Here is a 24,938-nt window from a genome sequence, read left to right as displayed (position 1 = left end):
CACGATCAGGTCCGACGCCGCGGCCCCCTGCCGGGAGTGGCCGTCAGCGGGTCGACGGGCCAGTCGTGCTTGGGGTACCGGCCGCGCAGCTCGGCGCGGACCTGCGGGTACCCGCCCGTCCAGAACGAGGCGAGATCCGCGGTCACCGCCGCGGGCCGGCCCGCGGGCGAGAGCAGGTGCAGCAGCACGGGGAGCCGCCCGCCCGCGACGGTCGGCGTCGCCGTCCAGCCCAGCACCTCCTGCAGCCGCACGGCGAGGACGGGCTGGTCGCCCGACCAGTCCAGGGCGATGCGCGAGCCCGTCGGCACCTCGAGGCGTTCGGGGGCGAGCTCGTCGAGCCGGTGGGCGACGGCCGGGTCCAGCAGCATCCGGACGATCTGCCCGGCCTCGACCTTCCCGAGGTCGGCGCGGCGGCGGGCGCGGTCGAGCGGGCCGGTCCACCAGCGGTCGGGGTCGGCGAGCAGGGCCTCGTCGGACACGTCGGGCCACGGGTCGCCGAGCACCCGGTGCAGGGTCGCGACGCGGTCGCGCAGCGCTCGGGCGGACGCGCTCCAGTGCAGGAGGCCGAGCCCCTCGGTGCGCAGGCCGTCGAGCAGCGCCGCGCGGACCGCCGACCGGTCCGGGGCGGGCAGCGGGCGTTCGTCCAGGACGATCGCGCCCAGCCGCCGGACCCGGCGGGCGCGGACGTCGCCGTCGACCCACGCGACCTCGTCGGTGTCGGCGAGCAGGGTGGCCGCGACGCGCTCGGCGAGCTCGCGGTCGGCGGCCGCGGCGAGCCGGACCCGACCGTGCTGGACGCCGGGCGTCCGGTCGGCGGTGGCGACGGCGAGCCACTCGTGGTCGGCGAGCGGGCCCGGCGGCACCTCGACGGCCGTCCCGCCGGCCATCAGGAACACCGGCCCGCCGCCCGCACGACGACGCGCGAGCCGCTCGGGATGCGCGAGCGCGACGACCTCGGCCGCCCCGGAACGCACCCCGGAACGCCCGGCCGTCTCCCGGTCCACCAGCCGTTCGAGCCGCCGCGCCTCGGCCCGCCAGCGGCCGGCGCCGGGGGCCGAGCCCGTCCGCAGCCCGCGCAGCACGTCGTCGACGTCGCTGCCGGTCGCCAGAGTGTCGTCGTCGAGCAGCGCGACGACCTCGGCCGCGGCCCGCCTCCCGACGGCCGCGGCGCCGTCGAGCAGGGCCCGGGCGAGCCGGGGGTGCAGGCCGAGGCCGGCCATGTCGCGCCCGCGCGGGGTGATCGCGCCGCCGGCGTCGACGGCACCGAGCGAGCGCAGGACCTCGCGGCCGGCGGCGAGCGGACCGTCGGGCGGCGGGTCCCACCAGGTCAGCCCGGTCCCGTCGGGGGTACCCCACTCGGCGAGGTCGAGCGCGAGCCGGGTCAGGTCGGCCGTGCGGATCTCCGGCTCCGGGAACCACGCGAGCACCTCTCCCGCGGCCCAGCAGCGCACGGCCCGGCCGGGCGCCTCGCGACCGGCACGGCCCGCCCGCTGCTCGGCCACGGCCGCCGACACCCTCGTGGTGACCAGCCCCGCCAGGCCGCGGCGGTGGTCGACGCGTGGGACGCGGGCGAGCCCGGCGTCGACGACGGCCCGCACCCCCGGGACGGTCAGGCTCGACTCGGCGACGGCCGTCGCGAGCACGACGCGCCGCCGTGGTCCGGGGGTGAGCGCGCGGTCCTGCTCGGCGACGGGCAGGCGCCCGTGCAGGGGCACGACGTCGGCGTCGACACCGTCGAGTGCGGCGGCGGTGCGCCGGATCTCCGCCACACCGGGCAGGAACGCGAGCACGTCACCCCGGTCCAGCACCGCACGGACGGCACGGGCCACGCAGGCCTCGATCCTCTCCCCACGCGCGGGCGGCGCGTAGGAGACCTCGACCGGGAACGTGCGCGCCGCGATCTCCCGCACGGGAGCGCCGCCCAGCACCGCGGCGAGCCGGGTCGCGGCGACGGTCGCCGACGTCGCGAGCAGCCGGAGGTCGGGTCGCAGGCCGGCGCGGGCGTCGAGCAACAGCGCGAGCAGCAGGTCGGCGTCGAGATGCCGCTCGTGGCACTCGTCGAGGACGACCGTCGTCACCCCGGCGAGCTCCGGGTCGGCGGCGAGGCGGCGCAGCAGGAGGCCCGACGTCACCATCTCGACGCGGGTCCCCGCCGACACCTTGCGGTCGCCGCGCACCGCGTACCCGACGGTCCCGCCGACCCGCTCGCCCAGCAGCGAGGCCATCCGGGCCGCGGCGGCGCGGGCCGCGAGCCGGCGGGGTTCGGCGACGAGGACGCGGCCCGGTTCGGCGGCGGCCAGCGCGAGCGGGACGAGCGTCGTCTTGCCGGTGCCCGGGGGTGCGACGAGGACCGCGGTGCCGTGCGCGGCGAGCGTCGCCACGACGTCGTCGAGGTGCCTGCGCACGGGCAGGTCGGGGAGGTCTGGCAGGCGCATCACCGGGGAGTCTCCCCTGCCGGACGGGGCGGGGCCCACGGGGCGGGTCCGGCCGCATGAGACGCTGGTCCGGCCCCCTGCTCGACCGGAAAGGGAACGATGCTGCGCTCCGTTGTCGTCGACGGCTCCCCCGGGTCCGTCGCCGGGCTCGCCGCCGCGCTGGCCGCCGCACTCGACGGGACCGGTCCCGCGGTACGGCCGGTCGCCGTGCCCGGCCCCGACCCCGGCGGAGAGCTCCCGGAGGGCGCGGCCGTCGTCGTCTCGACGTCGGGCTCCACCGGCGAGCCAAAGCACGTCGTGCTCACCGCCGCGGCGCTCACGGCATCGGCGCGCGCGACGGAGGACCGGCTGGGCGGGCCCGGCCGGTGGCTGCTCGCCCTGCCCGCCGAGCACGTCGCCGGTATCCAGGTCGTGGTGCGGGCGCTGCTCGCGGGCGCCCCGCCGCAGGTGCAGGACGTGCGCGAGGGGTTTCGGCCCGAAGGCTTCGCCCGGGCGACCGAGCGGCTGCCGCACGGCGACCGGCGCTACACGAGCCTGGTCCCGACCCAGCTGCTGCGCCTCCTCGACGCCGGGGGCGCGCCGCTGGAGGCGCTGCGCGGGTACGCCGCGGTACTGGTCGGCGGCGCCGCGCTCGATCCGGCCCTGCGCGCCAGGGCCCTCGACGCGGGTGTGCACGTCGTCACGACCTACGGGATGAGCGAGACCGCGGGTGGCTGCGTCTACGACGGGGTGCCGCTCGACGGGGTGAGCGTCACCCTCGAGGACGACGGGCGCATCGTGCTGGGCGGGCCGACGGTCGCGGCCGGCTACCTCGGCGACGCGGCCGCGACGGCGGCGGCCTTCGACGGCGGCCGGTTCCGGACCGGCGACCTCGGGCGGCTCGACGACGGCAGGCTGACCGTGCTGGGCCGCGCCGACGACGTCGTCGTCACCGGCGGCGAGAAGGTCGCCCCGGCGGCGGTCGAGCGGGTGCTGGCCGCCCAGCCCGGGATCGCCGACGCCTGCGTCGTGGGGGTGCCCGACGAGCACTGGGGCGCGGTGGTGGCCGCCGCCGTCGTGCTCGGGCCCGACGAGAATCTCGACGACCTGCGCGCATCCCTGCGCGCGGCCGTGCGCACCACCCTCGGTCGCGCGGCCGTGCCCCGACGGTGGCTCGCGGTCGACGCGGTTCCGTTGCGCGGCATCGGAAAACCGGATCGTTCCGCCGTCGCACGACTGCTCAGCGCGACGAGCAGCTCGGAGCACACTCCCCCGATCCGGTGACGATCGGGGCCACACGTTCGGTGATCGTCACTCTCCGTCGGTTGACCCGCCCCCGCATCATCCGGTCTGCTTCGCGTCAGGCGGCACATCCACACCGGCCGTCACAGCAGTCACACGGCTGACACGAACAGGCTCGACCGTCGGGGGGACGCCGCATGCGAACGGGACTACGCGCCGCGCTCATGGCCTCCGTGGTGGCGGCGCTCGCCGCGGCCACGGTGACCCCTGCCGCCGCGGCCGCGGTACCCGCGAACCGGTCCTGGTCGGCCGACCTCGCGGCCGGGGACGGCAGCGGCGTGCGGACCGCGTCCGGCGCGGTGACCCTCGACAACGCCGACGCCCATCCCGCCCCGCACGACGCCGCCACCCCGCGCGGCGCCGAGGGCGGCCCCGACCTCGCCCCCACCGGCTACCTGACGCTCGACCCGAGGACGCTCGCCCGGCCCACCGACCAGGTCGACTCCACCGTCGCGGGCACGACGCCCGCGGGGAGCTCGGTCGTCGTCGACGTCCGCGGCAGGCGTGCCGACGGCGGCTGGACCGAGTGGATCCCGAGCACGCCCACGTCGGCGACCGGCAGCACCGCGCAGCTCCCCGAGACGACGACCGTCGTGCAGAGCCGGCTCGTTCTCACGGGCGGACCCGGCGCGGAGCCCGTCGTCACCGGGCTGCAGCAGGACGCCCGGCCCGTCGCCGCGACCGAGGGCGTGCCCGACCAGGCCCGGACCGAGAGCGACCCGCTCACCTACTCCGTCTTCGCCACCCGCGAGGGTCTCGTCGGCGGCACCACGTCCAACGGCCACGTCATCACCGACCGGGACCACTTCGTCGCGCTGCCGTCGCGCCGGGCGCTCTCGGCCCGCGACACCTCCGACTACTCCGTCAAGGTCTGCGCCGCCAACGGCCGGTGCGCCTTCGCGCCGGTGTGGGACGTCGGCCCGTGGAACACCCGCGACGACTACTGGAACCCCGGGAACGTCCGGCAGAACTGGGGCGACCTGCCGCAGGGCACGCCCGAGGCGCAGGCGGCCTACCGCACGGGCTACAACGGCGGCAACGACCAGTTCGGCCGCAAGGTCTCCAACCCCGCGGGCATCGACCTCGCCGACGGCGTCTTCTGGGACGACCTGGGGCTCAAGGACAATGCGACCGTCACCGTCACCTACCTGTGGACCGGGTCGGTGCGCACGTCCAAGATCGACACCGAGGCCGCCGCGGGCGCCGTCGAGGCGAAGGCCGGGTCGGTGCAGATCCGCTCGGCGCCCAGCACCGACGCGCCCGTCGTCGGCGGCGCCGCGAACGGCGCGGCCGTGCCCGTGGTGTGCACCGCGGCCGACGGCTGGCTGCAGATCGGCGACGCCCAGTTCCTGCCCGCGTCGGCGATCCCGGGAGCCGGCGTCGTGGGCGCCTGCGGGGGTACGGGTCCGGATTCCGCGACCAGTTAGGTTTTCTGCGTGGCCACACCGGCGCAATGGCTCGAGGGAGCCCGTCCGCGCACCCTCCCCACCGCGATCTCCCCCGTCCTCGTCGGAACCGGAGCCGCCATCGGCGCGGGCGTCGTGGCGCCGGGGCGAGCCCTGCTCGCGCTCGTCGTCGCCGTCAGCCTGGTCATCGCGGTGAACTTCGCCAACGACTACTCCGACGGCATCCGCGGCACCGACGACGACCGCGTCGGCCCGCTGCGGCTCGTCGGGTCGAGGGCGGCAGCTCCCGCCCAGGTCAAACGGGCCGCGTTCATCGGCTTCGGCGTCGCAGCGGTCGCCGGCCTCGCGCTCGTCGCGCTCAGCGGTCAGTGGTGGCTCATCGCCGTCGGGGCCGTCTGCATCGCGGGAGCCTGGTTCTACACCGGCGGCAAGCGGCCCTACGGGTACGCCGGGCTCGGCGAGGTCGCGGTGTTCGTGTTCTTCGGTCCGGTCGCCGTGCTGGGCACCGTCGTCACCCAGAGCGGGGCGCCGAGCCCGATCGCGATCGTCGCCACCGTCGGTGTGGGGCTTCTCACGTGCGCGGTGCTCGTCGCCAACAACCTGCGCGACATCCCGACGGACGCGATGACCGGCAAGCGCACCCTCGCCGTCGCGCTCGGCGACGCCGACACCCGCAAGCTCTACGCCGGCCTGATGCTCGTGCCGTTCGTGCTGACGATCGGGGCCGGGACCCGCAGCTGGCCGCTGCTGCTGGCCCTGCTGGCCGCCCCGGTGGCGATCGCGCCGGTGCGCCGTGTGCTGCGGGGAGCCGACGGCCGCAAGCTCATCAAGGTGCTGCAGGAGACCAGTCTGGCCCTGCTGACCTGGTCATTCCTGACGGCGGTCGGGCTCGCCCTCAGCGGGTGGTTCTGACGGGTCGGGCACCTGCGCGGGGCCGTCGTCGCCGCGCAGCCGGGCACGGACCTGCGCCCGCCGCGCCCGCGACGCCTCGACGGCGCGGTCGAGCCGCGCCCGCAGACCCCGGAACAGGAACATCGACAGCGGTAGGGCGACGATGATCCCGAGGAGAACGGACAGGAGCAGGGGCACGCCGGCGGCCACGAGGAGCGCGGCCACGACGGCCACGACAGCGATTCTCGCCACAGCGTAAAGGGCGATCGTGGTGGCGAGGCCCGGACCGTCACCCGTGGGGTCGGTGTCGGGAGGCGTGGGCCCTGGCGTGGACATGACGCGAGCGTACGTCGACCCGTCCCGAGCCGTGCACACCCACGTCTACCTGCGACGACGCGGTTCGGGAACTTTTGCGGGACAGTCGTACGTTGGCGAAGCGGCTGCTTGACTCGGCCGGAGTCTTCCGTCCGATTCGTCCTTTAAGAGCCCTTTACCTTCCGACAACCGTTCGAGTACCCGGTATCCCAGGTGTCACGATGGCCCGGTAATCGACGAATGTGGGAGGCCCCAATGTCCACCCCGACCCAGAACCAGAGCGAGCGGCTCCTCACCCCCGGTGAGGTCGCCACCCTGTTCCGCGTCGACCCGAAGACCGTGACCCGGTGGGCGTCCGCCGGTCGCATCGGCTCGATCCGCACCCCCGGTGGCCACCGCCGCTTTCGCGAGTCCGAGGTCCGCGGCATGCTCGCCGACCTCACGAGCGAGGCGACCGTTCCGCACCAGCACTGAGGCCGTCCGACCGGCCGTGCGAGGCGATGCCCACGCGGCGTCGCCTCGCACGGCCGGTCGCCGGTTTCGGGCTCCCGCCAGGGACCCGGTGCGCGGTCCTCGGTTTCACCGACGCTTCGCCCGCGCTCCGCTAGTCTCGTGAGCGGAGGTGGTAGTGGTGGTGGTCTTTCTCGTCGCGTTCCTCGGCGCCGCTGTGATCGCGCTGCTGATGTGGCGGGCGATGAACACCGAGCGGACCTCCGAGCGCACCGGGGTGCCGGGTCCGTCGCGGTCCGCGCCCGTGCGGCCCAGCGGTCGACGGGCCACCGGCCCCGACGACGATCCCGACTTCCTGCGCAAGCTCGACGAGGCCGTCAAGCGGCGCGAGGACCCGCCGACCGACCAGCAGGCCTGAGCCCTCCCCCGGATCCCCGGGGACCGGGAGTCACCCGGACGCCCCCTACGACGGGAACCCGTCCGCGACCGACGCCGCGAGCTCCAGCAGTGCCATCCGCGTGTGCGGTTCGAGCCGGTCCAGGTCGATCTCGGCACCCTCCTCGAGGTGCCCGTCGAACGGGATCCGCACGACGGCCCGGCAGCGCAGCGCGAAGTGCTCGGCCACCCGGTCCAGATCCACCCCACCCGACGAGCGGTGCACGCAGTTGATGACGGCCACCGCGTTGGACACCAGGTCGGTGTGGCCGTGCGCGTCGAGCCAGTCCATCGTCGCCGACGCGGAGCGCGCGCCGTCGATCGAACCCGACGACACGATGATCAGCTGGTCGGCCATCCCCAGCACGCCGTACATCGCGGAGTGCATCAGTCCGGTGCCGCAGTCGGTCAGGACGATGTTGTAGAAGTGCTCGAGCAGGTTGACCGTGCGCCGGTAGTCGTCCTCGCTGAACGCCTCCGACACGGCCGGGTCCTGCTCGCTGGCGAGCACCTCGAGCCGCGACGGGCCCTGTGAGGTGTAGGCCCGGACGTCGGTGTAGCGGCGCACGCGCTGGGCGTCGCGCAGCAGGTGGCGGACGGTGGCCGTCGTCTCCAGCGGGATCTTCTGGCTCAGCGTTCCGCGGTCGGGGTTGGCGTCGACGGCCACGACCCGGTCACCCCGCAGCGAGGCGAACGTCGCGCCGAGCGTCGCGGTCACCGTCGTCTTGCCGACGCCGCCCTTCAGGCTCAGCATCGCGATCTTGTAACAGCCCAGCAGCGGCTGGTTGACCCGCACGGTCAGCTCACGCCTGCGGATGTCGGTCGGGCTCTCGCCGGGGTTGATCAGCTTGCCGGACAGCACGTAGACGGCGCGCCGCCAGCCGGACTGCGGGGGCCGCTTGCTCGGGCGCAGCAGCCGTGCCGAGGTCAGGTCGGCGCTCCCACCCACGTCGACCTGCCCGATCCGCGCGCGCTGGGCCTCCTGCGCGGCCACGGCAGCGGGATCGGTCCAGCCCGCGGGGCGGCGCGGCGCCTGCTTGGGTGGCCGTGGCCACGACGGCGGCGGCGGGGGCGGCGGCCACGACTGCTCGACGCGCGAGCCACCGGGCTGGTCGGCCGCGCCCTGCCCGTCCCGTCCGGGCGGCTCCGTGGCCGCGCCGTCGGGGCCCGGCCCGGACGTCCGAGGAGCCGGGGCCGGATGCTCGGCCGCCGCCCGGTCCGGCGTGCGGGGGTCCGCCGCTCGCGGGTCCGCGGCCGGGCCGTACGCCGCCGCGCGGTCCGCGCCGGAGCGGCCGGGGGCCGGCCGGTCCGGCGCCGGCGGCACGGCCTCCGGGTCCACGGCCGGACGGGCCGGGGCCTGCGGGTCCGGACCCTGCGGCGCGGGCACGCCCGCCTCGGTCGCCGACCGGGCGACCGCGCCGCCACGGGGTGGTGTGAGCAGGTGCCGACGGGCAGGTCCGTCGGGCATGTCGTCGCGCACGGGCGGTCCGCCGCGCGACGGGGTGACCGGGGTGTTCTCCCGGGGCGGCGGCACCGAGCCGGTCCCGCGCGCCGGCGTCGCGGGGCCCCGCGCGGGAGCGCTCCCCCGGGCAGGCGTCGTCGGGGCTCCGGTCCCGGCCGCGGCGACCGCCGCGTCGGGGGCCGCGGCGCCGGCCACGTCACGGGTGGCAGGCGGTGGTGTCGGGGCACCGTTCGGTGCCCCGTCGGGAGTGGGGCCGGCGTCCGGAACGCGCGCACCTCCACGGGGCGGTGTCGCCGTGGAGCTCGGCCGGGCACCGGCGGCATCCGTGCGGATGGTGCTGCCGTTCGGCGGCGTCGGAGCGCCCTGCGACGCCGCAGCCGCGGCCGGCCCGGGTCGGGTGCCGCCGCCGTCGGCGGATCGCGTGGGTGCGTCGGTGGCCCACGCGGCGGCTGCCCGGACCGCCGCCGAGGACGGCGTGGCGGTTCGCCCGGGACGGGCGGTGGCGTCGGCGGGCGCGTCCGGGCCGCGGCGGGCGGCCTCGCGACCGGGCCGGTCGGAGCCGGGCGCGACGCCGTCCTGCGCCGCCGCGATCGTCGGCGGGATGGGCTGTCCGCCCGTGTCGGGCGCGGTGCCGGATCGGCCATCGCCCGGACGAGCGGCACCGTCACGCGCGCCGTCGAGGGCCGCGGCGCGTTCGTCGGCCTCGCGGCGGGCGACCTGGGCGGCGCGGGCGGCCGCCTCGACGCGGTCTGCTCCTGCCTCACGGCGGGCCTCGGCGCCGTCGCCCCGGCGGGCGTCGGTGCCGACACCGGCCGACCAGCCCGAGGACGCCGCCGGCGGGCGCATCGACGCGGGCGGGCGCCGGGTTGCGGCGGCCCGGGCCGCCTCGGCCGCGCGACGGGCCGCGGTGACGCGGGCGGCGGCGGCGTCGCGGTCGGTGCCGCCGTGTGTCGGCGCGGCGCGCAGGTGCGGCACCGAGCGGTCGCCACCCGTCCCCTGGTCACCGGGCGTCCGGCCACCGGTCGCCTGGCCACCGGGGCCCGTGGTCGGCGCGGTACCGAGGTCGGCGTCGGCCGCCGGTTCGGACGTGCCCGGCGCCGACGTCCGGGGCGGGGACGGGTAGAACTCGCCCGCGTCGGGTCCCCGCGGGGCGGCCGGGGTGCGGGACGCCGTGTCGGCCGGACCGTCGACGGCCGGTATCCCGTGGCCGGGGGTCATGGGATCGATCTCGGACTCGAGGTCCTCGGCGGGCAGCTCGGGGATCGAGGCCCCCCAGACCGCTCCGGCGCCGCGGACGGGCTCCTCGTGCTCGACGGCCCGTGCGGCGGGGCGCTCGGGCTGCTCGACGGGCGCCGCCGCGGCGGTCTCCCGCGCGGGCGGGCGGGCCGCGTCCCGGCGGCGGTACAGCGGTTCGGCCTCGGTCGGCGCGGGCGCGGTGACGCCGGGTCGGAGCTCTGCCGGCTCCGCCGCCGGCGGCGTCGGTGCCGTGGCGGTCGTCTCCCGCGCGGACGTCGTCTCCGGCACGGACCTCGTCGGCATGCGCGATGCCTCGGCGGCAGGCGGTGCCTGACGATCGTCGGCCGGTTCGTCCTCGTCGGCAGGCGGCGACGGCCGACCGGCGTCACCGGTCGACTTCCCCCAGCGTTCCTGGACGTAGCGGCCCACGGAACCGTCCGGGTACTCCGACGCTGCCTTACTCACGTGCACCCACGGTAGTCGCGCGTGCGTCGCTGGTCGAGGTGAACTCCGCGAGGGCGGCGCCGCCACCGGTCGGCGTCGCGACCCGCCGGCTACGCCGTGCTCACCGTCAGCCGAGCCCGGCGTACGAGTGCAGCCCCGCGACGACCATGTTGATGAAGAAGAGGTTGAACACGATCGTGGCGAACCCGAGGACGTTGATCCACGGTGCGCCGGTCGTGCGCCAGCCCGACGTCGCGCGGGCGTGCAGGTACGCCGCGTAGACGACCCACGCGACGAACGCCACGGTCTCCTTGGGGTCCCAGCCCCAGAACCGGCCCCAGGCCGACTCGGCCCAGATGGCGCCCGCGATGACCGCGAACGTGTAGATCGGGAACCCGACGACGGTGACGCGGTAGGCCAGTCGGTCGAGCGCGTCGATCGGGGGGAGCTTGGCGGCGAGCTTCCCCGCCCTCCCGAACTTCACGAGGAGGTAGAGGATGCTCGCGACGCCGGCGACCATGAGCAGCCCCGAGGCGATGGTGACGGTGGTCACGTGGATGGCCAGCCAGTACGACTGCAACGCCGGCACGACGGGCGCTGCCTGGGCGTAGAGGACCGTCCCGCCGAGGAACATCAGGATGAAGACGGGCGGCAGCACGAAGGCGCCGACGGGCCGCAGCGACGGCGACTTCTTCAGCACGACGAGCCAGCAGACGACGGCCGCGAAGCAGATCGCCGAGACGAACTCGTACATGTTGCCCAGCGGCCAGCGCTCGGTGGCCAGCCCACGCAGGACGATCGCCCCGAGGTGCACGAGCAGCCCGACGATCGTGACCGCGACGGCCATCCGGCCGCACGTGTCGCCGCGGCTGCGGCGCTTCGGCGTCGACGGACCGTCGGCGCCCGCGGGGTCGTTGTCGGTGTCCTCGACCGCGTCGACGGCGGAGGCCTCGGCCCCTGCCCCGACCAGCGCCTTCGCACGTACCGGCCGCGTCGATCCGACGTACTCGAACGCGTGGAGGAACATCGCCAGCACGTAGACGGCGACCGCACCGAGGTAGAAGCGGTCGCTGTAGGCCGCCAGAACCGGATCGATGGGCATCAGGTCTCTCCCCTGTCGGTGGAGTCGGAGGTGTCCGTGGGCCGGCGGTCGGTCGGGACCGTGCCGGCAGCGGGGTCGGGAGCGTCCGGGTCGGCAGCGTCCGGCTCAGGAACTTCCGGGGCGGGGCCGTCCGGGTCGGGGACGGCCGCGTCGCGAGCGGCCGGGCCGGTGGCATCGGTGACCGGAGCGTCGGGGTCGGGCGCGTCGGAATCGGGCCCGTCGGTGTCCGGCCCGCCCGAGTCCGGCCCGCCCGAGTCCGGCCCGCCTGAGTCCGGCCCGCCTGAGTCCGGCGCGGTGCCGAGCAGCTCGGCGCGCAGCCGCTCGAACTCCTCGCCGTAGCCCGCCTGGTCGGTGCGGGCCAGCCCGCCGAGCCTGACCTCGGTGCGCCCGTCGCCGGCAGGCACCAGCCGCACCCAGAACCGGCGCCGCTTCACCGCGAGCGAGGTCCCGAGGCCGAGCAGCAGCAGGATGGCGAAGATCAGCACCGACTCCTGGCCGGGGTCGTGGCTGACCTGCAGCGACACCCAGGAGGTGACACTGTCGAACCGGACCTGCGTGCCGTCGTCGAGCGTGACCGACTGGCCGGGGGTGAGGTTGGCCCGTGCGACCTGCTTGAGCGCGCCGGAGTCCACCTTCGACTGATCGACGGTGAAGATCGACTGGCCGCGGCCGTCGTCGAGCCCGAGGTCGCCGCGCATGACGTCGATCGCGACCTCGGGGTTGCGCAGGTCGGGGTAGATCGAGGTGACGACGTCGCCGCCCGAGCTGGTCGGCGCGAACAGGCCGGTGACCGCCAGTCCGCTGTCCTGCCGCTGCGTCGGGTCGGTCACGCCCGGGCGCTCGAACTTGGTCGCGCCCTCGGACAGGAACGTCGTCTGGTCGACGGGCCGCCACTGGATGACGCCCGTCCGCTGCTGGCCGTCGGGCCAGGTGACGGTGAACTGCGGCGCGTAGCCGTGGCCGAGCAGGTAGACACGCGCGCCGTCGAGCCGCAGCGGGTGGTTGACCTGCAGCTCGTAGGGCTTCCAGTGCGACGCGTCGCCCGCCTCGACGTCCTCGGCGGTCTGGTAGCCGATCTGCGCGCGGTAGGTGTCGGGCTGGCCGTTGGGCAGGTAGTCGGCGGTGAAGTCGTTCACCTGCACGCAGAACGGCGCGAGCTCCGTCCCGTCGACGCGCAGCCCCGCGCGGAACGAGTCGTAGCCCAGGATCGAGGAGTTGCAGAACTGGTTCCCGCCCGTCAGGACGATGACCTGGCCCTCGTAGCCGAAGAGCTTGCCGAGCGCGATGCCGACGAGCAGTCCGACGAGGCTGAGGTGGAAGACCAGGTTGCCGGCCTCCCGCAGGTGCCCCTTCTCGGCCGAGACGGTGCGCACGCCGCCGGTCTCGTCGCGTTCGACGGTGCGCCAGGCCGTGAGCCGGTTGCCGCCGAGCAGGGTCCGGACGCGCGCGAGGACCGCGTCGGTGTCCTCGTCGACGGTCACCGCGGCGTGGTGCGGCAGCCGGCCGAGGTTGCGCGGGGTGGCGACGGGAGCCGCCCGCAGCGTCCGCAGGAAGTCGAGGTTGCGCGGCAGCAGGCAGCCGACGAGCGAGATCATCAGCAGCAGGTAGATGGCCGCGAACCACGGCGTCGAGAAGACGTCGAAGAAGCCGAGCCGGTCGAGCGTCGGCGCGATCGCCGGGTAGTCGGTCTTGTACTGCTCGACGAGCTGCTGGTTGAGCGAGTTCTGCGGCAGCAGGGCACCGGGCAGCGCGGCCAGCGCCAGCAGGAACAGCAGGATCAGCGCCGTCCGCATGCTGGTGAGGCCGCGCCAGGTGTTGCGCAGGAACGCGAGCACCCGGCGGATCGGCGACTGCCCGGGCGGCGGTGGGGCACCCTCGGCGACGACGGGGCTCTTCGGCGGAGCGGTGGGCGGGGAGGTCATGTCACAACGCCGGGGTGAATCCGGCGACGGCGGTCTGCAGGCCGACGAGCAGCCCGTTCCACACCCCGCTCAGCAACAGGGCACCCACGACGACGAGCAGCACGCCGCCCGCGATCTGGATGTGCCGGGTGTGCGCGCGCAACCAGCCCAGCGCCCGCACCGCCCGCGACGCCCCGAGGGCGATCAGCACGAAGGGCAGGCCGAGCCCGGCGCAGTAGGCCAGCGTCAGCACGACGCCGCGCAGCGAGCCCCCGCCCGTCCCGGCCGCGACGGCGACGACCCCGGCCAGCGTCGGGCCGATGCACGGCACCCAGCCGAGGCCGAAGACCGCCCCGAGCAGCGGCGCACCCCAGATGCCGGCGCGCGGCACCCAGTGCACGCGGCGCTCGCGCTGCAGGAACGGCACCAGGCCGACGAACGCCAGCCCCATCACGATCAGCACGATCCCGCCGATGCGCTGCAGCACGTCCATGTTGCGCACGAGCGCGTCGGACAGCCAGACGACACCGACGAGGATCGCCCCGAACACCACGGTGAAGCCGGCGACGAACAGCGCCGCGGCCCCGGCGACGCGGAACCGGCCGCGCCGGGCGCCCGCGTCGGCCACGGTGACCGCGGGGGTGTCCGCGCCGACCAGCCCGGCGAGATACGCGAGATAGCCCGGGACCAGCGGGACGACGCACGGCGAGGCGAAGCTGACCGCGCCCGCGAGCACGGCGACCACCGCTGCGACCAGCAGCGGTCCCGATATCGCGAGGGTGGTCGACGCGTCCATCACCGATCAGGGTAGGTCTGCGGGTGCGGCGGCCCCGCACCGGGTTCTACAGCGTGTAGTGCGTCGCGCACCGGGCTCGTCGCTCACGGCGCCGGTTCCTCCGCGACGCGCTGGACCTGGGAGATCAGGTCGCTGGGCCGGATCGTCGTCAGGTAGACCGCGGCGACGCGGTGCTGGCGGTCGAGCACGATCGTCGACGGCACCGTGTTGCGCGGGTAGCCCGACAGCGCGGCGAGCACCCGGCCCGGCGGGTCGAAGATCGACTCGTACGTCAGGCCGCGGTCCTTGACGAAGTCCGTGGCCGCCGCGCGGTCGTCGCGCACGTCGATGCCGAGCAGCGCGACACCCTGCGCCTGCGTCTGGTCGAGCACGAACTCCAGGTCGGACGCCTCCGCCCGGCACGGGCCGCACCACGAACCCCAGATGTTGACGACGAGCACCTTGCCCGCGTAGTCCTCCGTGCCGACGTCGGTGCCGGGCCGCAGCAGGCTGTCCCCGGTCAGCGCCGGCAGCTTCGCGCGTGAGGACGGCGGGTCGTAGAGGATCGTCGTCTTCCCCCCGGGGGCGACGAACTGGAACTCCTGCCCGGTCTCGACGGCGTCCTTGCCCGTCGTCGCGCAGGCGGCGACCAGCAGCACCGCGGCGAGCGCGGCGAGCGCCGGGAGCAGCCGTCTCATGCCCCGGTCACCCTCGGGTCGCCGGCGCCCGCGGGTTCGCGGTAGCGCAGGCCGGTGAGCTCCTGGTCGGTGAACTCCAGCGTCGTCAACGAGGCGAGGGCGCACTGCCGACGCCGCGGGTCGTGCCAGAGCCGCTGCCCGAGCAGGTAGCGGCGCAGCGTCCAGATGGGCAGCTGGTGGGACACGCACACGGCCTCGTGGCCCGTGGCGAGCTCGCGGGCGCGGTGCGCGGCGGCCAGCATCCGATGGGCGATCCGCAGGTACGGCTCACCCCACGACGGCGTGAACGGGTCGCGCATCAACGGCCAGTTCGCGGGCCGCCTGAGCGCACCGTCGCCGACCCCGAAGCGGGTGCCTTCGAACCTGTTGTCCGCCTCGACGAGCCGGTCCTCGGTGACGATGTCGACCCCGTGCGCGGCGGCGATCGGCGTCGCCGTCTCCTGCGCTCGCTGCAGCGGTGACGCCACGACGGCCACGACGTCGTTGTCCACCAACGACTTCGCGACGGTCTCGGCCTGCGCCCTGCCGCGCTCGGAGAGGTGGAAGCCGGGCAGCCTGCCGTAGAGGATGCCATCGGGGTTGTGCACCTCGCCGTGGCGCAGCAGGTGCACGAGCGTCCGGGTGCTCACGAGGCGGGGGTCGCCGCCGCGGCGGCCGCGGCGGCCGCGGGCAGGGCGTCGGCCACCACGGAGAACGCGTCGTCGTCCAGGGCCGCGGAGACGAACCAGGCCTCGAATGCGCTCGGTGGGGCGTAGACACCGCGGTCGAGCAGCGCGTGGAAGAACGCCGGGAAGCGGAACGTCTCGGCGGCGCGCGCGCCCGCGTAGTCGACGACCTCGTCGGCGGTGAAGAACACCGACAGCAGGTTGCCCGCGTACTGCACGCGATGTGCGACGCCGGCGCCGGTGAGGGCGTCGCCGATCAGCCCGCCGAGCCTGCGCGAGTTCGCGTCCAGCGCCGCGTACACCGAGGCGTCGGCCGCCCGCAGCGTCGCCAGACCCGCGGCGACGGCCACGGGGTTCCCCGACAGCGTCCCCGCCTGGTAGACCGGCCCGGCCGGGGCCAGGTACGACATGTGCTCGCGCGAGCCCCCGAACGCCGCCGCCGGCAGCCCGCCCGACATCACCTTGCCGAACGTGTAGAGGTCGCCCGCGACACCGTCGAGGCCGTACCAGCCCGCGGCGCTGACCCGGAAGCCCGTCATGACCTCGTCCATGACGAGCATGGCGCCGTGCTCGCGGGTGATCTCGCGCAGCCCGGCGTTGAAGCCCGGAACCGGCGCGACCGCACCCATGTTGCCCGCCGCGGCCTCGGTGATGACGCACGCGATCTCGGGCCCGCGGGCGGCGAACACCGCCCGGACGGCCTCGATGTCGTTGTAGGGCAGGACGATCGTGTCGGCCGCCGACGCCCCCGTCACGCCGGGGCTGGTCGGCAGGCCGAACGTCGCGACACCCGAGCCCGCCTCGGCGAGCAGCGCGTCGACGTGGCCGTGGTAGCACCCCGCGAACTTCACGACGACGCTGCGCCCGGTGATCCCGCGGGCCAGCCGGATTGCGCTCATCGTGGCCTCGGTGCCGGAGTTGACCAGCCGGACCTGCTCGACGGGCGCGACGCGGCCCAGGATCTCCTCGGCGAGCTCGACCTCGCCCGGCGTCGGCGCGCCGAACGACAGCCCGTGCGTGGCGGCGGCCTGCACGGCCTCGACGACCGCCGGGTGCGCGTGCCCCAGGACCATCGGGCCCCACGAGCAGACGAGGTCGACGTAGCGGGCGCCGTCGGCGTCGGTCAGCCACGGCCCCTGCGCGGAGACCATGAACCGCGGCGTGCCGCCCACCGCGCTGAACGCGCGCACCGGCGAGTTGACCCCACCGGGGATGGCCGCTCCCGCCCGCTCGAACAGCCGGGACGAGACCTCCGGGACCTTGGACACGACGCGCGTCGACGGCGAGCTCACGGCCTCCAGTCTGGCAGCCGCCCTGGTGAGGTGACGGTGGGGTCCGGTGGTGACGTGGCGCTCAGCGCCGCCCGCGTCCGCCGGGACGGACGGAACGCCGGTTCAGCGCCGCCTGGAGCGGAACCAGGTCGAGGCCCCGCCCGCGTACAGCAGGATGACGCCGACGATCGCGAGCACGAGGGGGCCCACCCCGATCGCGAGACCGAGCGGGTCGACGGCCAGGTCGACCGTCACGCCGCGCTGGCCTGCCAACGCGAACAGCGACGCGACGCCTCCCGCGATCAGCAGCGTGTAGAGCACGACGAACACCGTCACCGCGACCCGGCCGCCGTTGCGGCCCATGAACGCCGCGATCGACAGCGCGATGTGCAGGACGGCGAACGCGATCAGGACGACGCCCGCGATCAGGGCGATCTGGGTGAGGTTGATGTTGGCCTGCTGCAGTTTGGCGAGGTCGTCGGTCGAGATCCGGGACGTGAGCTGGTTGCTGGCGAGCGCGATGACGACCCCGTACGCGAGGTAGGGCAGGGCGCTGATGACCAGCAGGATCATGCCGACCCACACACCGGCCGGGCGGGCGACGGGCGCCGCCGCACCCCCGCTCGGTCCGCTGCCACCGTCGGCGTAGGGGTTGTAGACGTTGTAGGCGGGCGCGCCCCCGTACTGGTTGGCCCCGTACTGGTTGGCCCCGTACTGGTTGGCCCCGTACTGGTTGGCCCCGTAGGGGTCGGGCTGCTGCCCGTACTGCGGCTGGCCGTACTGCTCTTGGCCGTACTGCGGCTGTTCGTACTGCTGGCCGTACTGGGGCTGGCCGTACTGGGGCTGGCCGGAAGGGGCGCCGTACTGCTCGCCGCCGTAGGTCGGGCCCGGCGCGGAACGGTCGTCGTCGGCACGCCCGTGCCGACCGCCCTGCTGCTCGTACCCCTGCTGCTCGTACCCCTGCTGTCCGTACCCCTGCTGCCCGTACTGCTGGGCCCCGTACTGCTGGGCTCCGTACTGCTGCTGCGGGGGCTGCTCCTGCTGCGGCTGCGGGTACGCGCTGCCCTCGTACGGGTTCGCCGCGGCCGCCGGGGGCTGCCACTGCGGGGTGCTCCCCGCCTCGTGCGCACCCTGGTCCGACGCCGGAGCGCCGGTGTCCCCGCCGCCGTCCGGCTGCTCGCGCTGACGCTGGTAGCTGCCCGGGAGGTAGCCCGTCGGCTTGTCCTCCCCGCGGTCCGAGGGACCCGACGGTGTGCTCACGGCGCCCACCGTAGGGCGGCCTGCGAACGGCTGTCCACGAACCGGACGCCCGGGACGTCGCCCGGGCGTCGCGGACCATGGGCGTCGATCCGGCAGGATCGACGTCTCCGCACGTCAGCGGCGGTGATGGATGTCCTCCGACATGCGTACGACCGCATAGAAGAACTCCAGTGTCACCCTGAAGAGGATGAGGTAGAAAAGCGCGACCACAGCGCCGACGACGATCGCCACGATGCCGGCGACAGCGCTGTTGAGGAACCCGCTGACGATCGCCGCCAGCCAGCCGAGCGCGATCACGACGATGCCGATGATGTAGAGCACCTTCACCACGACGGGCGTCGCGAAGTAGTTGAACTCGACGTCGAACAGCGCGCCGAGGAAGTTCTTGCCCGGGGGCATCTGGCCGCTCGGGCCACCCCCGACGCCGCCGGGCCCGCCGTATCCGGGCGGCGGAGCGCCGTACCCGGGCGGCGGACCGGCGGGGGCGCCGGCGGGCGGGCCGTAGCCGGGTGGAGGCTGCTGGGCCTGCCAGCCGGCGTTGTACTCGGTGGGCTGGTCCTGCCAGCCGCCCCCGGGCTGCTGCTGCCCGCCCTGGTTCTCGGACGATCCTGGGTCCTGGCTCATCTCGCTCCCATCGCGGAGGGTGCCGGTCGGGGCGAATCATGCCGGGAAATCGTGACGGCGGTCTCGTTCTGCACCCTGATCGTGTCGTGGCGCGTCGCTCGCCCCCCTCGCCGACGAGACCGCCCCGGCACCGTCGAGAGGTGCCGGGGCGGCGGGCGGAGCGTGCCGGGGATCAGCCGGACTTGATGACGATCGTCTTGGCCCACTTGTCGTGCAGCGCGTGCCGCAGGGGCTGGTCGGTGATCACGAAGATACCGTCGACCAGCGTGAAGATGCCGACCGCCAGCGAGATGATCGTGTAGCTGCCGATGTCGAGGAACGCGAGCAGGCCGGTCAGCGCGAAGACGCCGGGGTAGATCGCCGAACGCTTGAGCAGCGTGGCGTTGTCCGGCTTGCTGCCGTCGGGGGCGACGACGCGGGTCTTCATGACCATCTTCCCGACGGTCTGACCGTTACGTGAGTGCATCAGGTAGTCGTAGGCCGCGTAGAGCAGGCCCGACAGCACACCCGCGATGACGACGATGATCACTGCGCCGCCGTAGCCGTACGAGCCGATGCTCGCGCTGGAGATGGCGCTCGAGATCGCGATGGAGACCGCGATGCTCATGATGATGCCGGCCGCGATCCCGTAGATGATGTTGTCGATGATGCGGCCCACGAGCCGCTCCCACCACTCCGGGATCGGGCCCGGTGCGCCCGGCGGGACGGGCTTGGGCGCCATTCCGTAGCCGGGCTGGCCGTACGGCTGCTGCCCGTAACCGGGCTGGCCATAGGGCTGCTGGCCGTAACCCGGCTGGCCGTAGGGCTGCTGCGGGTAGCCCTGTTGCTGGTAGGGCTGCTGCTGGTAACCGGGCGGCGGGTAGCCGGGCTGCTGCTGCCCGTAGCCGGGCGGCGGCGGATAGCCACCCTGCTGGGGAGCCCCCTGACCAGGGGGCGGACCGTAGCCCGGCGCGGGCTGACCCTGCCACTGAGGGTCGGAGGGTGACGTCATGCGCCGAAAGGTATGCAGGCGTCCGATGCGTGTCCAGATGCCTGCACGAACCGTGACGTCGAGCGTTAACGTTCACCCAGTCGAGCGGCGATTTCGACGGCCCAGTACGTCACGACGACGTCGGCGCCCGCTCGCCGGATCCCGGTGACCGTCTCGACGACGGCCCGCTCCCGGTCGATCCAGCCGTTGGCCGCGGCCGCCTCGATCATCGCGTACTCGCCCGACACCTGGTAGGCGGCGACGGGCACGTCGGCGACGTCGGCGACCGACCGCAGCACGTCGAGGTAGGCCATGGCTGGCTTGACCATCACCATGTCGGCGCCCTCCTCGAGGTCGAGCGCGAGCTCACGCAGCGCCTCGCGGAGGTTGGCGTTGTCCTGTTGGTAGGTCTTGCGATCGCCCTGCAGTTGGGACTCGACCGCGTCGCGGAACGGCCCGTAGAACGCCGAGGCGTACTTCGCGGTGTAGGCGAGGATTCCGGTGTCCTCGTGGCCGGCACCGTCGAGCGCCTCGCGCAGCACCCCGACCTGGCCGTCCATCATCCCGCTGGGCCCGAGCAGGTCGGCGCCCGCTGCCGCCTGGGCGACACCCATCTCCGCGTAGACGGCGAGCGTCGCGTCGTTGTCGACCCGCCCGCGCTCGTCGAGGACCCCGCAGTGGCCGTGGTCGGTGAACTCGTCGAGACAGGTGTCGGCGATCAGCACGGTGGCGTCGCCGATCTCGGCCTTGACGTCGCGCAGCGCCACGTTGAGCACGCCGTTCGGGTCGACGCCGCCGGTGCCGCGCGCGTCGCGGACCTCCGGGACGCCGAAGAGCATCAGGCCCCCGATCCCCGCCTCCACCGCCTCGACGGCCGCCTTGCGCAGCGACTCCCGCGTGTGCTGGACGACGCCGGGCATCGAGCTGATCGGGATCGGCTCGGTGGCGCCCTCCCGGACGAACATCGGCAGCACCATGTGGCGCGGGGCGAGGTCGGTCTCGGCGACGAGCCGGCGCATCGCGGGGGTGGTGCGGAGCCGGCGGGGGCGCTGCGCGGGGAAGGCCATGACCCGAGCCTACGACCGTGGGGAACCCACCCCGCCGACGCCCGCCGACGCCCCTCGAATGCCGCGACCCGCTCCCGCGCGGACGAGATCCGCGCGCAACCTCAGTGCTGCAGAATGCGCGCGGAGCAGCGCTGTGGTTGCGCGCGGATGTGTGGGCGGGCCCGCAGGAGCGCCGGCACGGAGCAGCGACTCGGGCAGGAGCGGGAGCACCGGCAGGGAGCAGCGACTCCCGCAGGAGCAGGAACGTCGGGAGGGCCGGGACGCCGACGGGCGGCGACCCCGCGAGGGAGCCGCCGCCCGTCGAGGACGTAAGCGGGTCAGCGCCTGCGCGCCTTGGCCTTCTTCGGCGGCGGCAGGGCGCCCTCGGCGCGCAGCTTGGCGGCGTGCGCGGCCAGGGCGTCGACGAGCGTCGGCACCCGGGCCTCCTCGGGCTGCACGTCGACACGCAGCCCGAACTCGCGCGCGGTCTCGGCGGTGGCCGGGCCGATGCAGGCGACGATCGTGCGGGCGTGCGGCTTGCCCGCGATGCCCACCAGGTTGCGGACGGTCGACGACGAGGTGAAGCACACCGCGTCGAAGCCGCCAGTCTTGATGGCCTCGCGGATCGGCGCGGGCGGCGGGGCGGCCCGGACGGTCCGGTAGGCGGTCACGTCGTCGATCTCCCAGCCGCGGTCGCGCAGACCGGCGGCGAGGGTCTCGGTGGCGATGTCGGCCCGCGGGAGCAGCACCCGGTCGACCGGGTCGAGGATGTCGTCGTAGGGCGGGAAGATCTCCAGCAGGCCCTCGGAGGTGGACTGCTGCGCCTCGTCGATGTCCGGCACGATCTCCGGGACGATGCCGAAGGCGCGCACCTTCTCCGCCGTCGCGGCGCCGACGCAGGCGATCTTCACGCCGGAGAACGCACGGGCGTCGAGGCCGAACTCGGCGAACTTCTCCCAGACCGCACGCACCGCGTTGGTCGAGGTGAAGACGACCCACTGGTAGCGGCCGTCGACCAGGCCCTTGACCGCGCGTTCCATCTGCGTGGGCGACCGGGGCGGCTCCACCGCGATGGTGGGCACCTCCTCCGGGATCGCGCCGTGCACGCGCAGCCGGTCGCTCATCGCGCCCGCCTGGTCCTTGGTGCGCGGGACGAGCACGCGCCAGCCGTAGAGCGCGCGCGACTCCCACCAGGACAGCTCGGCGCGCTGGGCGACGTCGCGCCCGACCGAGAGCACGAGCGGGCCCTCGAGGTCGGCGCCGTCGGCGGCCAGCCCGGCGAGGGTCGAGTCGACGGTCTTCTGCGTGTTGCGGGTGCCGCCCGCCGTGATCGCGACCGGGGTCTCGGCGGCGACGCCCTGGTCGGTCAGCGCGACGGCGACCTCGCCCAGGTGCGCGGCGGTCGCGTGCAGCACGAGGGTGCCGGGCACCGACGCGATGCGCGCCCAGTCGACGCCCGCGCGGACGTCGGCCTCGACGTGGCCCGAGCCGAGCGGTACGCCGGCGTACGCGGGGACCGCGGTGCCCGCGGGCACCCCGGGGACGACGTCGAACGGCACGCCCGCCTTGGCGACGGCCTGCGCCTCCGCGATGACGGCGTCGGTGGTCAGCGGGTCGCCGCTCACCAGGCGCGTGACCGCGCGGCCCGCGGTGGCCTCGGCGACCAGCTCGGCCGCGACGTCGGCAGGCTGCCCGACGGCGGGGCGCAGCTCGGCGCCCTCGGCCACGAGCGCGGTGATCTCCTCCGCCACGTCGGGGTCCATGACGACCAGCGGCGCCGCGGCGAGCGCGGCACGCGCGCGCACGGTGAGCAGCCCGGGGTCGCCCGGGCCACTGCCCACGAAGGCGATCCGGCCGGGCGTTGGTGTTGCCTTGTTCATTCGGAACTCCCGATCCAGCGGTTCTCCTGGCGCCCGGCCGTTCCCGGCAACGTGTCGGCGCCCATGTCGAGAAGCTCCGCGGCCAGTGCCGCGCCGAGCTTCTCGGCGTCGTCGATGTCTCCTGTGACGGAGGCGCGCAGCAGCGCTCCGTCCGCGGTGCCGACCACCGCGCGCAGCGACAGCCGGTCCACCACCCGTCCCGCGTCGTCGAGGTCGGACACGACGTCGGCGAGCGCGCCGATCGGCGCGGTGCAGCCAGCCTCCAGGGATGCGAGGACGGCGCGCTCGGCGGTGACGGCCGCGCGGGCCGCCGGATCGTCGAGCAGCGCGGTGAGCGCGAGCGCGAGCCCGTGCTCGGTGCTGCCGGGCACACCGGCCCGGCACTCCACGGCCAGCGCGCCCTGGGCGGGCGCGGGCAGCATCTGCACGGGTTCGAGCAGCTCGGTGGCCTCGCCGATGCGCCCGAGACGGCGCAGCCCGGCCGCGGCGACGATCACGCCGTCGAGCTCGCCCGAGGTGACCTTGCCGATCCGGGTGTCGACGTTGCCGCGGATGGGCACGACCTCCAGCCCCAGGCCGAGTGCCTGCAGCTGCGCGGTGCGCCGCGCCGAGCCGGTGCCGACGCGCGATCCCGCCGGCAGCTCGCCGAGGACCTTCCCGTCGCGCGCCACGAGCGCGTCGCGCGGGTCCTCCCGGCCGGGGACGGCCACGAGCGTGAGCCGGGGGTCGGGCGCGGTCGGCAGGTCCTTGTACGAGTGGATGGCGACGTCGACCTCACCGGAGGCGACGGCATCGCGCACCGCGGAGACGAAGACGCCGACGCCCAGCTCGGCGACGGGCGCGCCGGAGCGGTCGCCCACCGTCGAGACCGGGACGAGCTCGACGGTGTGGCCCGCCGCCCGCAGCCGGTCGGCGATCTGCCCGGACTGCGCCATCGCGAGCGCGCTCGGCCGGGTGCCGATGCGCAGCACGGGGGTCATGTGGCCGCCTCCCCGTCGCCCGCGTCGCGGAACTCGACGCCCAGCGCGGCGGCGACGTCGTCGCCGGGGCGGGCGGTGGTCCCGGACAGGCCGGGGGTCGCGACGGCCGCGGTGGTCTGCGGGTCGAGCTCGAAGAGCATCCGCAGCGCCTGGGCGTAGGTGTCGCCGTCGGGGCCCTCGGCGAGACGTTTGACCTGCACCGTCGGGGTGTGCAGCAGTTTGTCGACGACGCGGCGCACAGTCCGCGCGAACTCCGCGCGCACGGCGGGCTCCACGTGCGGCAGCCGCGAGTCCAGCCGCAGCAGCTCGGCGTCGACGACCTCGGACGCGCGGCGGCGCAGCGCCGTCACGGTCGGCGTGACCTCCGCGGACCGCTGCGCGGCGAGGTAGGCCTGCGCCTCGTCGGCGACGATCGAGCGGGCCGCGGCGACGGCGTCGACGCCGGTGACGTCGATCCGGTCGGTGAGCCTGCGCTGCAACGTCTCCAGATCGACGACGGCGACCCCGGGGACACCGGCGACCGCCGGGTCGACGTCGCGCGGCAGACCCAGGTCGCACACGACGAGCGGGCGGTCGGCGCCCGCCCGGGCCGCGGCGACGTCGGCCGCCCCGACGACGGTCCCGATGGAGCCGGTGCACGTGACGAGCACGTCGGCGTCGGCGAGCTCGGCACGCAGCGCCTCGAGCGCGCCGGCCCTCGCGGGGGTGCCCGCCTCCAGGGTCTTCCCGGCCAGCCGCTCGGCGCGTTCCGGCGACCGGTTGAGCACGACGATCTCGGCGGCGCCCGCGCGGCGCAGGTGGGCGGCGGCCAGCGCACCCATCGCGCCGGCACCGACGACGACCGCCTTGACCCCGAGCAGGTCGCCGGGCTCGCGGTCCAGGTCGCGGGCGGCGTCGGCCAGCGCCTCGGAGACGACGGACGCGCCGGCGTCGTCGATCCCGGTGCTCGCGTGCACCCGCTTGCCGACGCGCAGCGCCTGCTGCGAGAGCTCGTGCAGCACGCGCCCGACGGTGCCGGCCTCGTCGGCCACCGCGTAGGCGGAGCGGAGCTGGCCCAGGATCTGCGACTCGCCCACGACCATCGAGTCGAGGCCCGACGACACCGCGAACAGGTGCTGTACCGCCGACGCCGCGTAGTGGACGTAGAGATGGTCGGTCAGCTCGGCGAGCGGGAGGCCCGAGTGCCGGGCCAGCACGCCGGAGACGTCGGTCAGCCCGCCGTGGAACGCGTCGACGACCGCGTAGGCCTCGATCCGGTTGCACGTGGCGAGCAGCACGACCTCGCTGACGTGCTCGGCACGCAGCATCTCGTCGAGCAGCTTGGGTACGTCGTCGGCCCCGACCGTCGCCCGCTCGAGGAGCGCGACGGGCGCGGTCCGGTGGGACATACCCACGACCAGCACACTCACCG

The 24,938-nt window shown here is 75.0% G+C and carries 21 protein-coding genes; 5 read left to right on the top strand and 16 right to left on the bottom strand.

Translation table 11 applies throughout. The features are described from left to right. Positions 1–5 precede the first annotated feature (5 nt). A complete protein-coding gene (hrpB, locus tag PSD17_RS22440) occupies positions 6–2,435 on the bottom strand; it encodes an ATP-dependent helicase HrpB (RefSeq protein ID WP_339124419.1) in 2,430 nt (809 codons plus the stop codon). A gap of 99 nt (positions 2,436–2,534) precedes the next feature. Here hrpB and menE point away from each other — a divergent pair, with 99 nt between their 5' ends. From menE to PSD17_RS22425, 3 genes are all read left to right on the top strand, one after another. Continuing rightward, positions 2,535–3,698: an o-succinylbenzoate--CoA ligase gene (menE, locus tag PSD17_RS22435; RefSeq protein ID WP_339124418.1), complete on the top strand. Its 1,164-nt coding sequence runs from the start codon at positions 2,535–2,537 to the stop codon at positions 3,696–3,698. 155 nt (positions 3,699–3,853) lie between these two features. Further along, positions 3,854–5,143 (top strand): SH3 domain-containing protein, encoded by a 1,290-nt coding sequence (locus tag PSD17_RS22430; protein WP_339124417.1) that lies wholly within the window; start codon positions 3,854–3,856, stop codon positions 5,141–5,143. 9 nt (positions 5,144–5,152) lie between these two features. Continuing rightward, entirely contained in the window at positions 5,153–6,034 is an 882-nt protein-coding gene (locus PSD17_RS22425) for a 1,4-dihydroxy-2-naphthoate polyprenyltransferase (RefSeq protein WP_013677630.1), read from the top strand. Here PSD17_RS22425 and PSD17_RS22420 read toward each other — a convergent pair. Beyond that, a complete protein-coding gene (locus PSD17_RS22420) occupies positions 5,990–6,349 on the bottom strand; it encodes a DUF4229 domain-containing protein (RefSeq protein ID WP_103380982.1) in 360 nt (119 codons plus the stop codon). The two genes, PSD17_RS22425 and PSD17_RS22420, sit on opposite strands and share 45 nt — an antisense overlap. Positions 6,350–6,583: 234 nt before the next feature. Here PSD17_RS22420 and PSD17_RS22415 point away from each other — a divergent pair, with 234 nt between their 5' ends. Both PSD17_RS22415 and PSD17_RS22410 read left to right on the top strand, forming a co-directional pair. Next, positions 6,584–6,802, top strand: a complete 219-nt coding sequence (locus tag PSD17_RS22415) for a BldC family transcriptional regulator (RefSeq protein WP_013677632.1) — start codon at positions 6,584–6,586, stop codon at positions 6,800–6,802. Between the two features lie 157 nt (positions 6,803–6,959). Beyond that, complete coding sequence (locus PSD17_RS22410; RefSeq protein ID WP_325051385.1) at positions 6,960–7,196, top strand: hypothetical protein; 237 nt, start codon at positions 6,960–6,962, stop codon at positions 7,194–7,196. Positions 7,197–7,241: 45 nt separating this feature from the next. On the opposite strand, the gene PSD17_RS22405 is transcribed toward PSD17_RS22410, so the two are convergent. The 14 genes from PSD17_RS22405 to PSD17_RS22340 all read right to left on the bottom strand — a co-directional run bounded on the left by PSD17_RS22405 (position 7,242) and on the right by PSD17_RS22340 (position 24,936). Beyond that, positions 7,242–8,681, bottom strand: coding sequence for a MinD/ParA family ATP-binding protein (locus PSD17_RS22405; protein WP_083845492.1), 1,440 nt, complete (start codon positions 8,679–8,681; stop codon positions 7,242–7,244). Positions 8,682–10,482: 1,801 nt separating this feature from the next. Next, positions 10,483–11,457, bottom strand: coding sequence for a c-type cytochrome biogenesis protein CcsB (ccsB, locus tag PSD17_RS22400; RefSeq protein WP_013677635.1), 975 nt, complete (start codon positions 11,455–11,457; stop codon positions 10,483–10,485). Next, entirely contained in the window at positions 11,457–13,379 is a 1,923-nt protein-coding gene (locus tag PSD17_RS22395; RefSeq protein ID WP_339124416.1) for a cytochrome c biogenesis protein ResB, read from the bottom strand. Before PSD17_RS22395 ends, ccsB begins: the two co-directional genes overlap by 1 nt. Position 13,380: 1 nt before the next feature. Next, positions 13,381–14,154, bottom strand: a complete 774-nt coding sequence (locus PSD17_RS22390) for a cytochrome c biogenesis CcdA family protein (RefSeq protein WP_013677637.1) — start codon at positions 14,152–14,154, stop codon at positions 13,381–13,383. A gap of 83 nt (positions 14,155–14,237) precedes the next feature. Then, positions 14,238–14,831, bottom strand: coding sequence for a TlpA family protein disulfide reductase (locus PSD17_RS22385; protein ID WP_013677638.1), 594 nt, complete (start codon positions 14,829–14,831; stop codon positions 14,238–14,240). Beyond that, positions 14,828–15,460 (bottom strand): histidine phosphatase family protein, encoded by a 633-nt coding sequence (locus PSD17_RS22380; RefSeq protein WP_339124414.1) that lies wholly within the window; start codon positions 15,458–15,460, stop codon positions 14,828–14,830. Before PSD17_RS22380 ends, PSD17_RS22385 begins: the two co-directional genes overlap by 4 nt. After that, positions 15,457–16,788 carry a glutamate-1-semialdehyde 2,1-aminomutase gene (gene hemL / locus PSD17_RS22375; RefSeq protein WP_339124413.1) on the bottom strand — a complete coding sequence of 444 codons (1,332 nt, stop codon included), beginning with the start codon at positions 16,786–16,788 and terminating at the stop codon, positions 15,457–15,459. Before hemL ends, PSD17_RS22380 begins: the two co-directional genes overlap by 4 nt. Positions 16,789–16,890: 102 nt before the next feature. Beyond that, the gene (locus PSD17_RS22370; protein WP_339124412.1) at positions 16,891–18,027 is read right to left on the bottom strand and encodes a hypothetical protein; all 1,137 of its coding nucleotides are present in this window, start codon (positions 18,025–18,027) and stop codon (positions 16,891–16,893) included. A gap of 114 nt (positions 18,028–18,141) precedes the next feature. Then, positions 18,142–18,651 carry a DUF4282 domain-containing protein gene (locus tag PSD17_RS22365; protein ID WP_013677642.1) on the bottom strand — a complete coding sequence of 170 codons (510 nt, stop codon included), beginning with the start codon at positions 18,649–18,651 and terminating at the stop codon, positions 18,142–18,144. Between the two features lie 172 nt (positions 18,652–18,823). Further along, the gene (locus tag PSD17_RS22360) at positions 18,824–19,642 is read right to left on the bottom strand and encodes an RDD family protein (protein ID WP_339124411.1); all 819 of its coding nucleotides are present in this window, start codon (positions 19,640–19,642) and stop codon (positions 18,824–18,826) included. A gap of 65 nt (positions 19,643–19,707) precedes the next feature. Further along, positions 19,708–20,688, bottom strand: a complete 981-nt coding sequence (gene hemB, locus PSD17_RS22355; RefSeq protein ID WP_013677644.1) for a porphobilinogen synthase — start codon at positions 20,686–20,688, stop codon at positions 19,708–19,710. 317 nt (positions 20,689–21,005) lie between these two features. Continuing rightward, positions 21,006–22,547 (bottom strand): bifunctional uroporphyrinogen-III C-methyltransferase/uroporphyrinogen-III synthase, encoded by a 1,542-nt coding sequence (locus PSD17_RS22350; protein WP_013677645.1) that lies wholly within the window; start codon positions 22,545–22,547, stop codon positions 21,006–21,008. Then, positions 22,544–23,527, bottom strand: a complete 984-nt coding sequence (gene hemC, locus PSD17_RS22345; protein WP_013677646.1) for a hydroxymethylbilane synthase — start codon at positions 23,525–23,527, stop codon at positions 22,544–22,546. The genes PSD17_RS22350 and hemC overlap by 4 nt, the downstream gene beginning before the upstream one ends. Then, positions 23,524–24,936: a glutamyl-tRNA reductase gene (locus PSD17_RS22340; RefSeq protein WP_103383552.1), complete on the bottom strand. Its 1,413-nt coding sequence runs from the start codon at positions 24,934–24,936 to the stop codon at positions 23,524–23,526. Before PSD17_RS22340 ends, hemC begins: the two co-directional genes overlap by 4 nt. Positions 24,937–24,938: the final 2 nt, after the last annotated feature.

It is taken from the genome of Pseudonocardia sp. D17 (assembly GCF_036984265.1).
Lineage (GTDB): Bacteria > Actinomycetota > Actinomycetes > Mycobacteriales > Pseudonocardiaceae > Pseudonocardia > Pseudonocardia benzenivorans.
Note: the sequence above shows the minus strand (reverse complement) of the source record. Positions and strands in the feature narration are given on the sequence as shown.

What these genes read in the sequence shown, in the direction of transcription:
- menE (WP_339124418.1), top strand. Translation starts at nt 2,535, where the DNA reads ATGCTGCGCTCCGTTGTCGTCGACGGCTCCCCCGGGTCCGTCGCCGGG.
- PSD17_RS22390 (WP_013677637.1), bottom strand. Translation starts at nt 14,154, where the DNA reads ATGGACGCGTCGACCACCCTCGCGATATCGGGACCGCTGCTGGTCGCA.
- PSD17_RS22405 (WP_083845492.1), bottom strand. Translation starts at nt 8,681, where the DNA reads ATGCCCGACGGACCTGCCCGTCGGCACCTGCTCACACCACCCCGTGGC.
- PSD17_RS22415 (WP_013677632.1), top strand. Translation starts at nt 6,584, where the DNA reads ATGTCCACCCCGACCCAGAACCAGAGCGAGCGGCTCCTCACCCCCGGT.
- hemB (WP_013677644.1), bottom strand. Translation starts at nt 20,688, where the DNA reads ATGGCCTTCCCCGCGCAGCGCCCCCGCCGGCTCCGCACCACCCCCGCG.
- PSD17_RS22420 (WP_103380982.1), bottom strand. Translation starts at nt 6,349, where the DNA reads ATGTCCACGCCAGGGCCCACGCCTCCCGACACCGACCCCACGGGTGAC.
- ccsB (WP_013677635.1), bottom strand. Translation starts at nt 11,457, where the DNA reads ATGCCCATCGATCCGGTTCTGGCGGCCTACAGCGACCGCTTCTACCTC.
- PSD17_RS22395 (WP_339124416.1), bottom strand. Translation starts at nt 13,379, where the DNA reads ATGACCTCCCCGCCCACCGCTCCGCCGAAGAGCCCCGTCGTCGCCGAG.
- PSD17_RS22360 (WP_339124411.1), bottom strand. Translation starts at nt 19,642, where the DNA reads ATGACGTCACCCTCCGACCCTCAGTGGCAGGGTCAGCCCGCGCCGGGC.
- PSD17_RS22365 (WP_013677642.1), bottom strand. Translation starts at nt 18,651, where the DNA reads ATGAGCCAGGACCCAGGATCGTCCGAGAACCAGGGCGGGCAGCAGCAG.
- PSD17_RS22385 (WP_013677638.1), bottom strand. Translation starts at nt 14,831, where the DNA reads ATGAGACGGCTGCTCCCGGCGCTCGCCGCGCTCGCCGCGGTGCTGCTG.
- hemC (WP_013677646.1), bottom strand. Translation starts at nt 23,527, where the DNA reads ATGACCCCCGTGCTGCGCATCGGCACCCGGCCGAGCGCGCTCGCGATG.
- hrpB (WP_339124419.1), bottom strand. Translation starts at nt 2,435, where the DNA reads ATGCGCCTGCCAGACCTCCCCGACCTGCCCGTGCGCAGGCACCTCGAC.
- PSD17_RS22350 (WP_013677645.1), bottom strand. Translation starts at nt 22,547, where the DNA reads ATGAACAAGGCAACACCAACGCCCGGCCGGATCGCCTTCGTGGGCAGT.
- PSD17_RS22430 (WP_339124417.1), top strand. Translation starts at nt 3,854, where the DNA reads ATGCGAACGGGACTACGCGCCGCGCTCATGGCCTCCGTGGTGGCGGCG.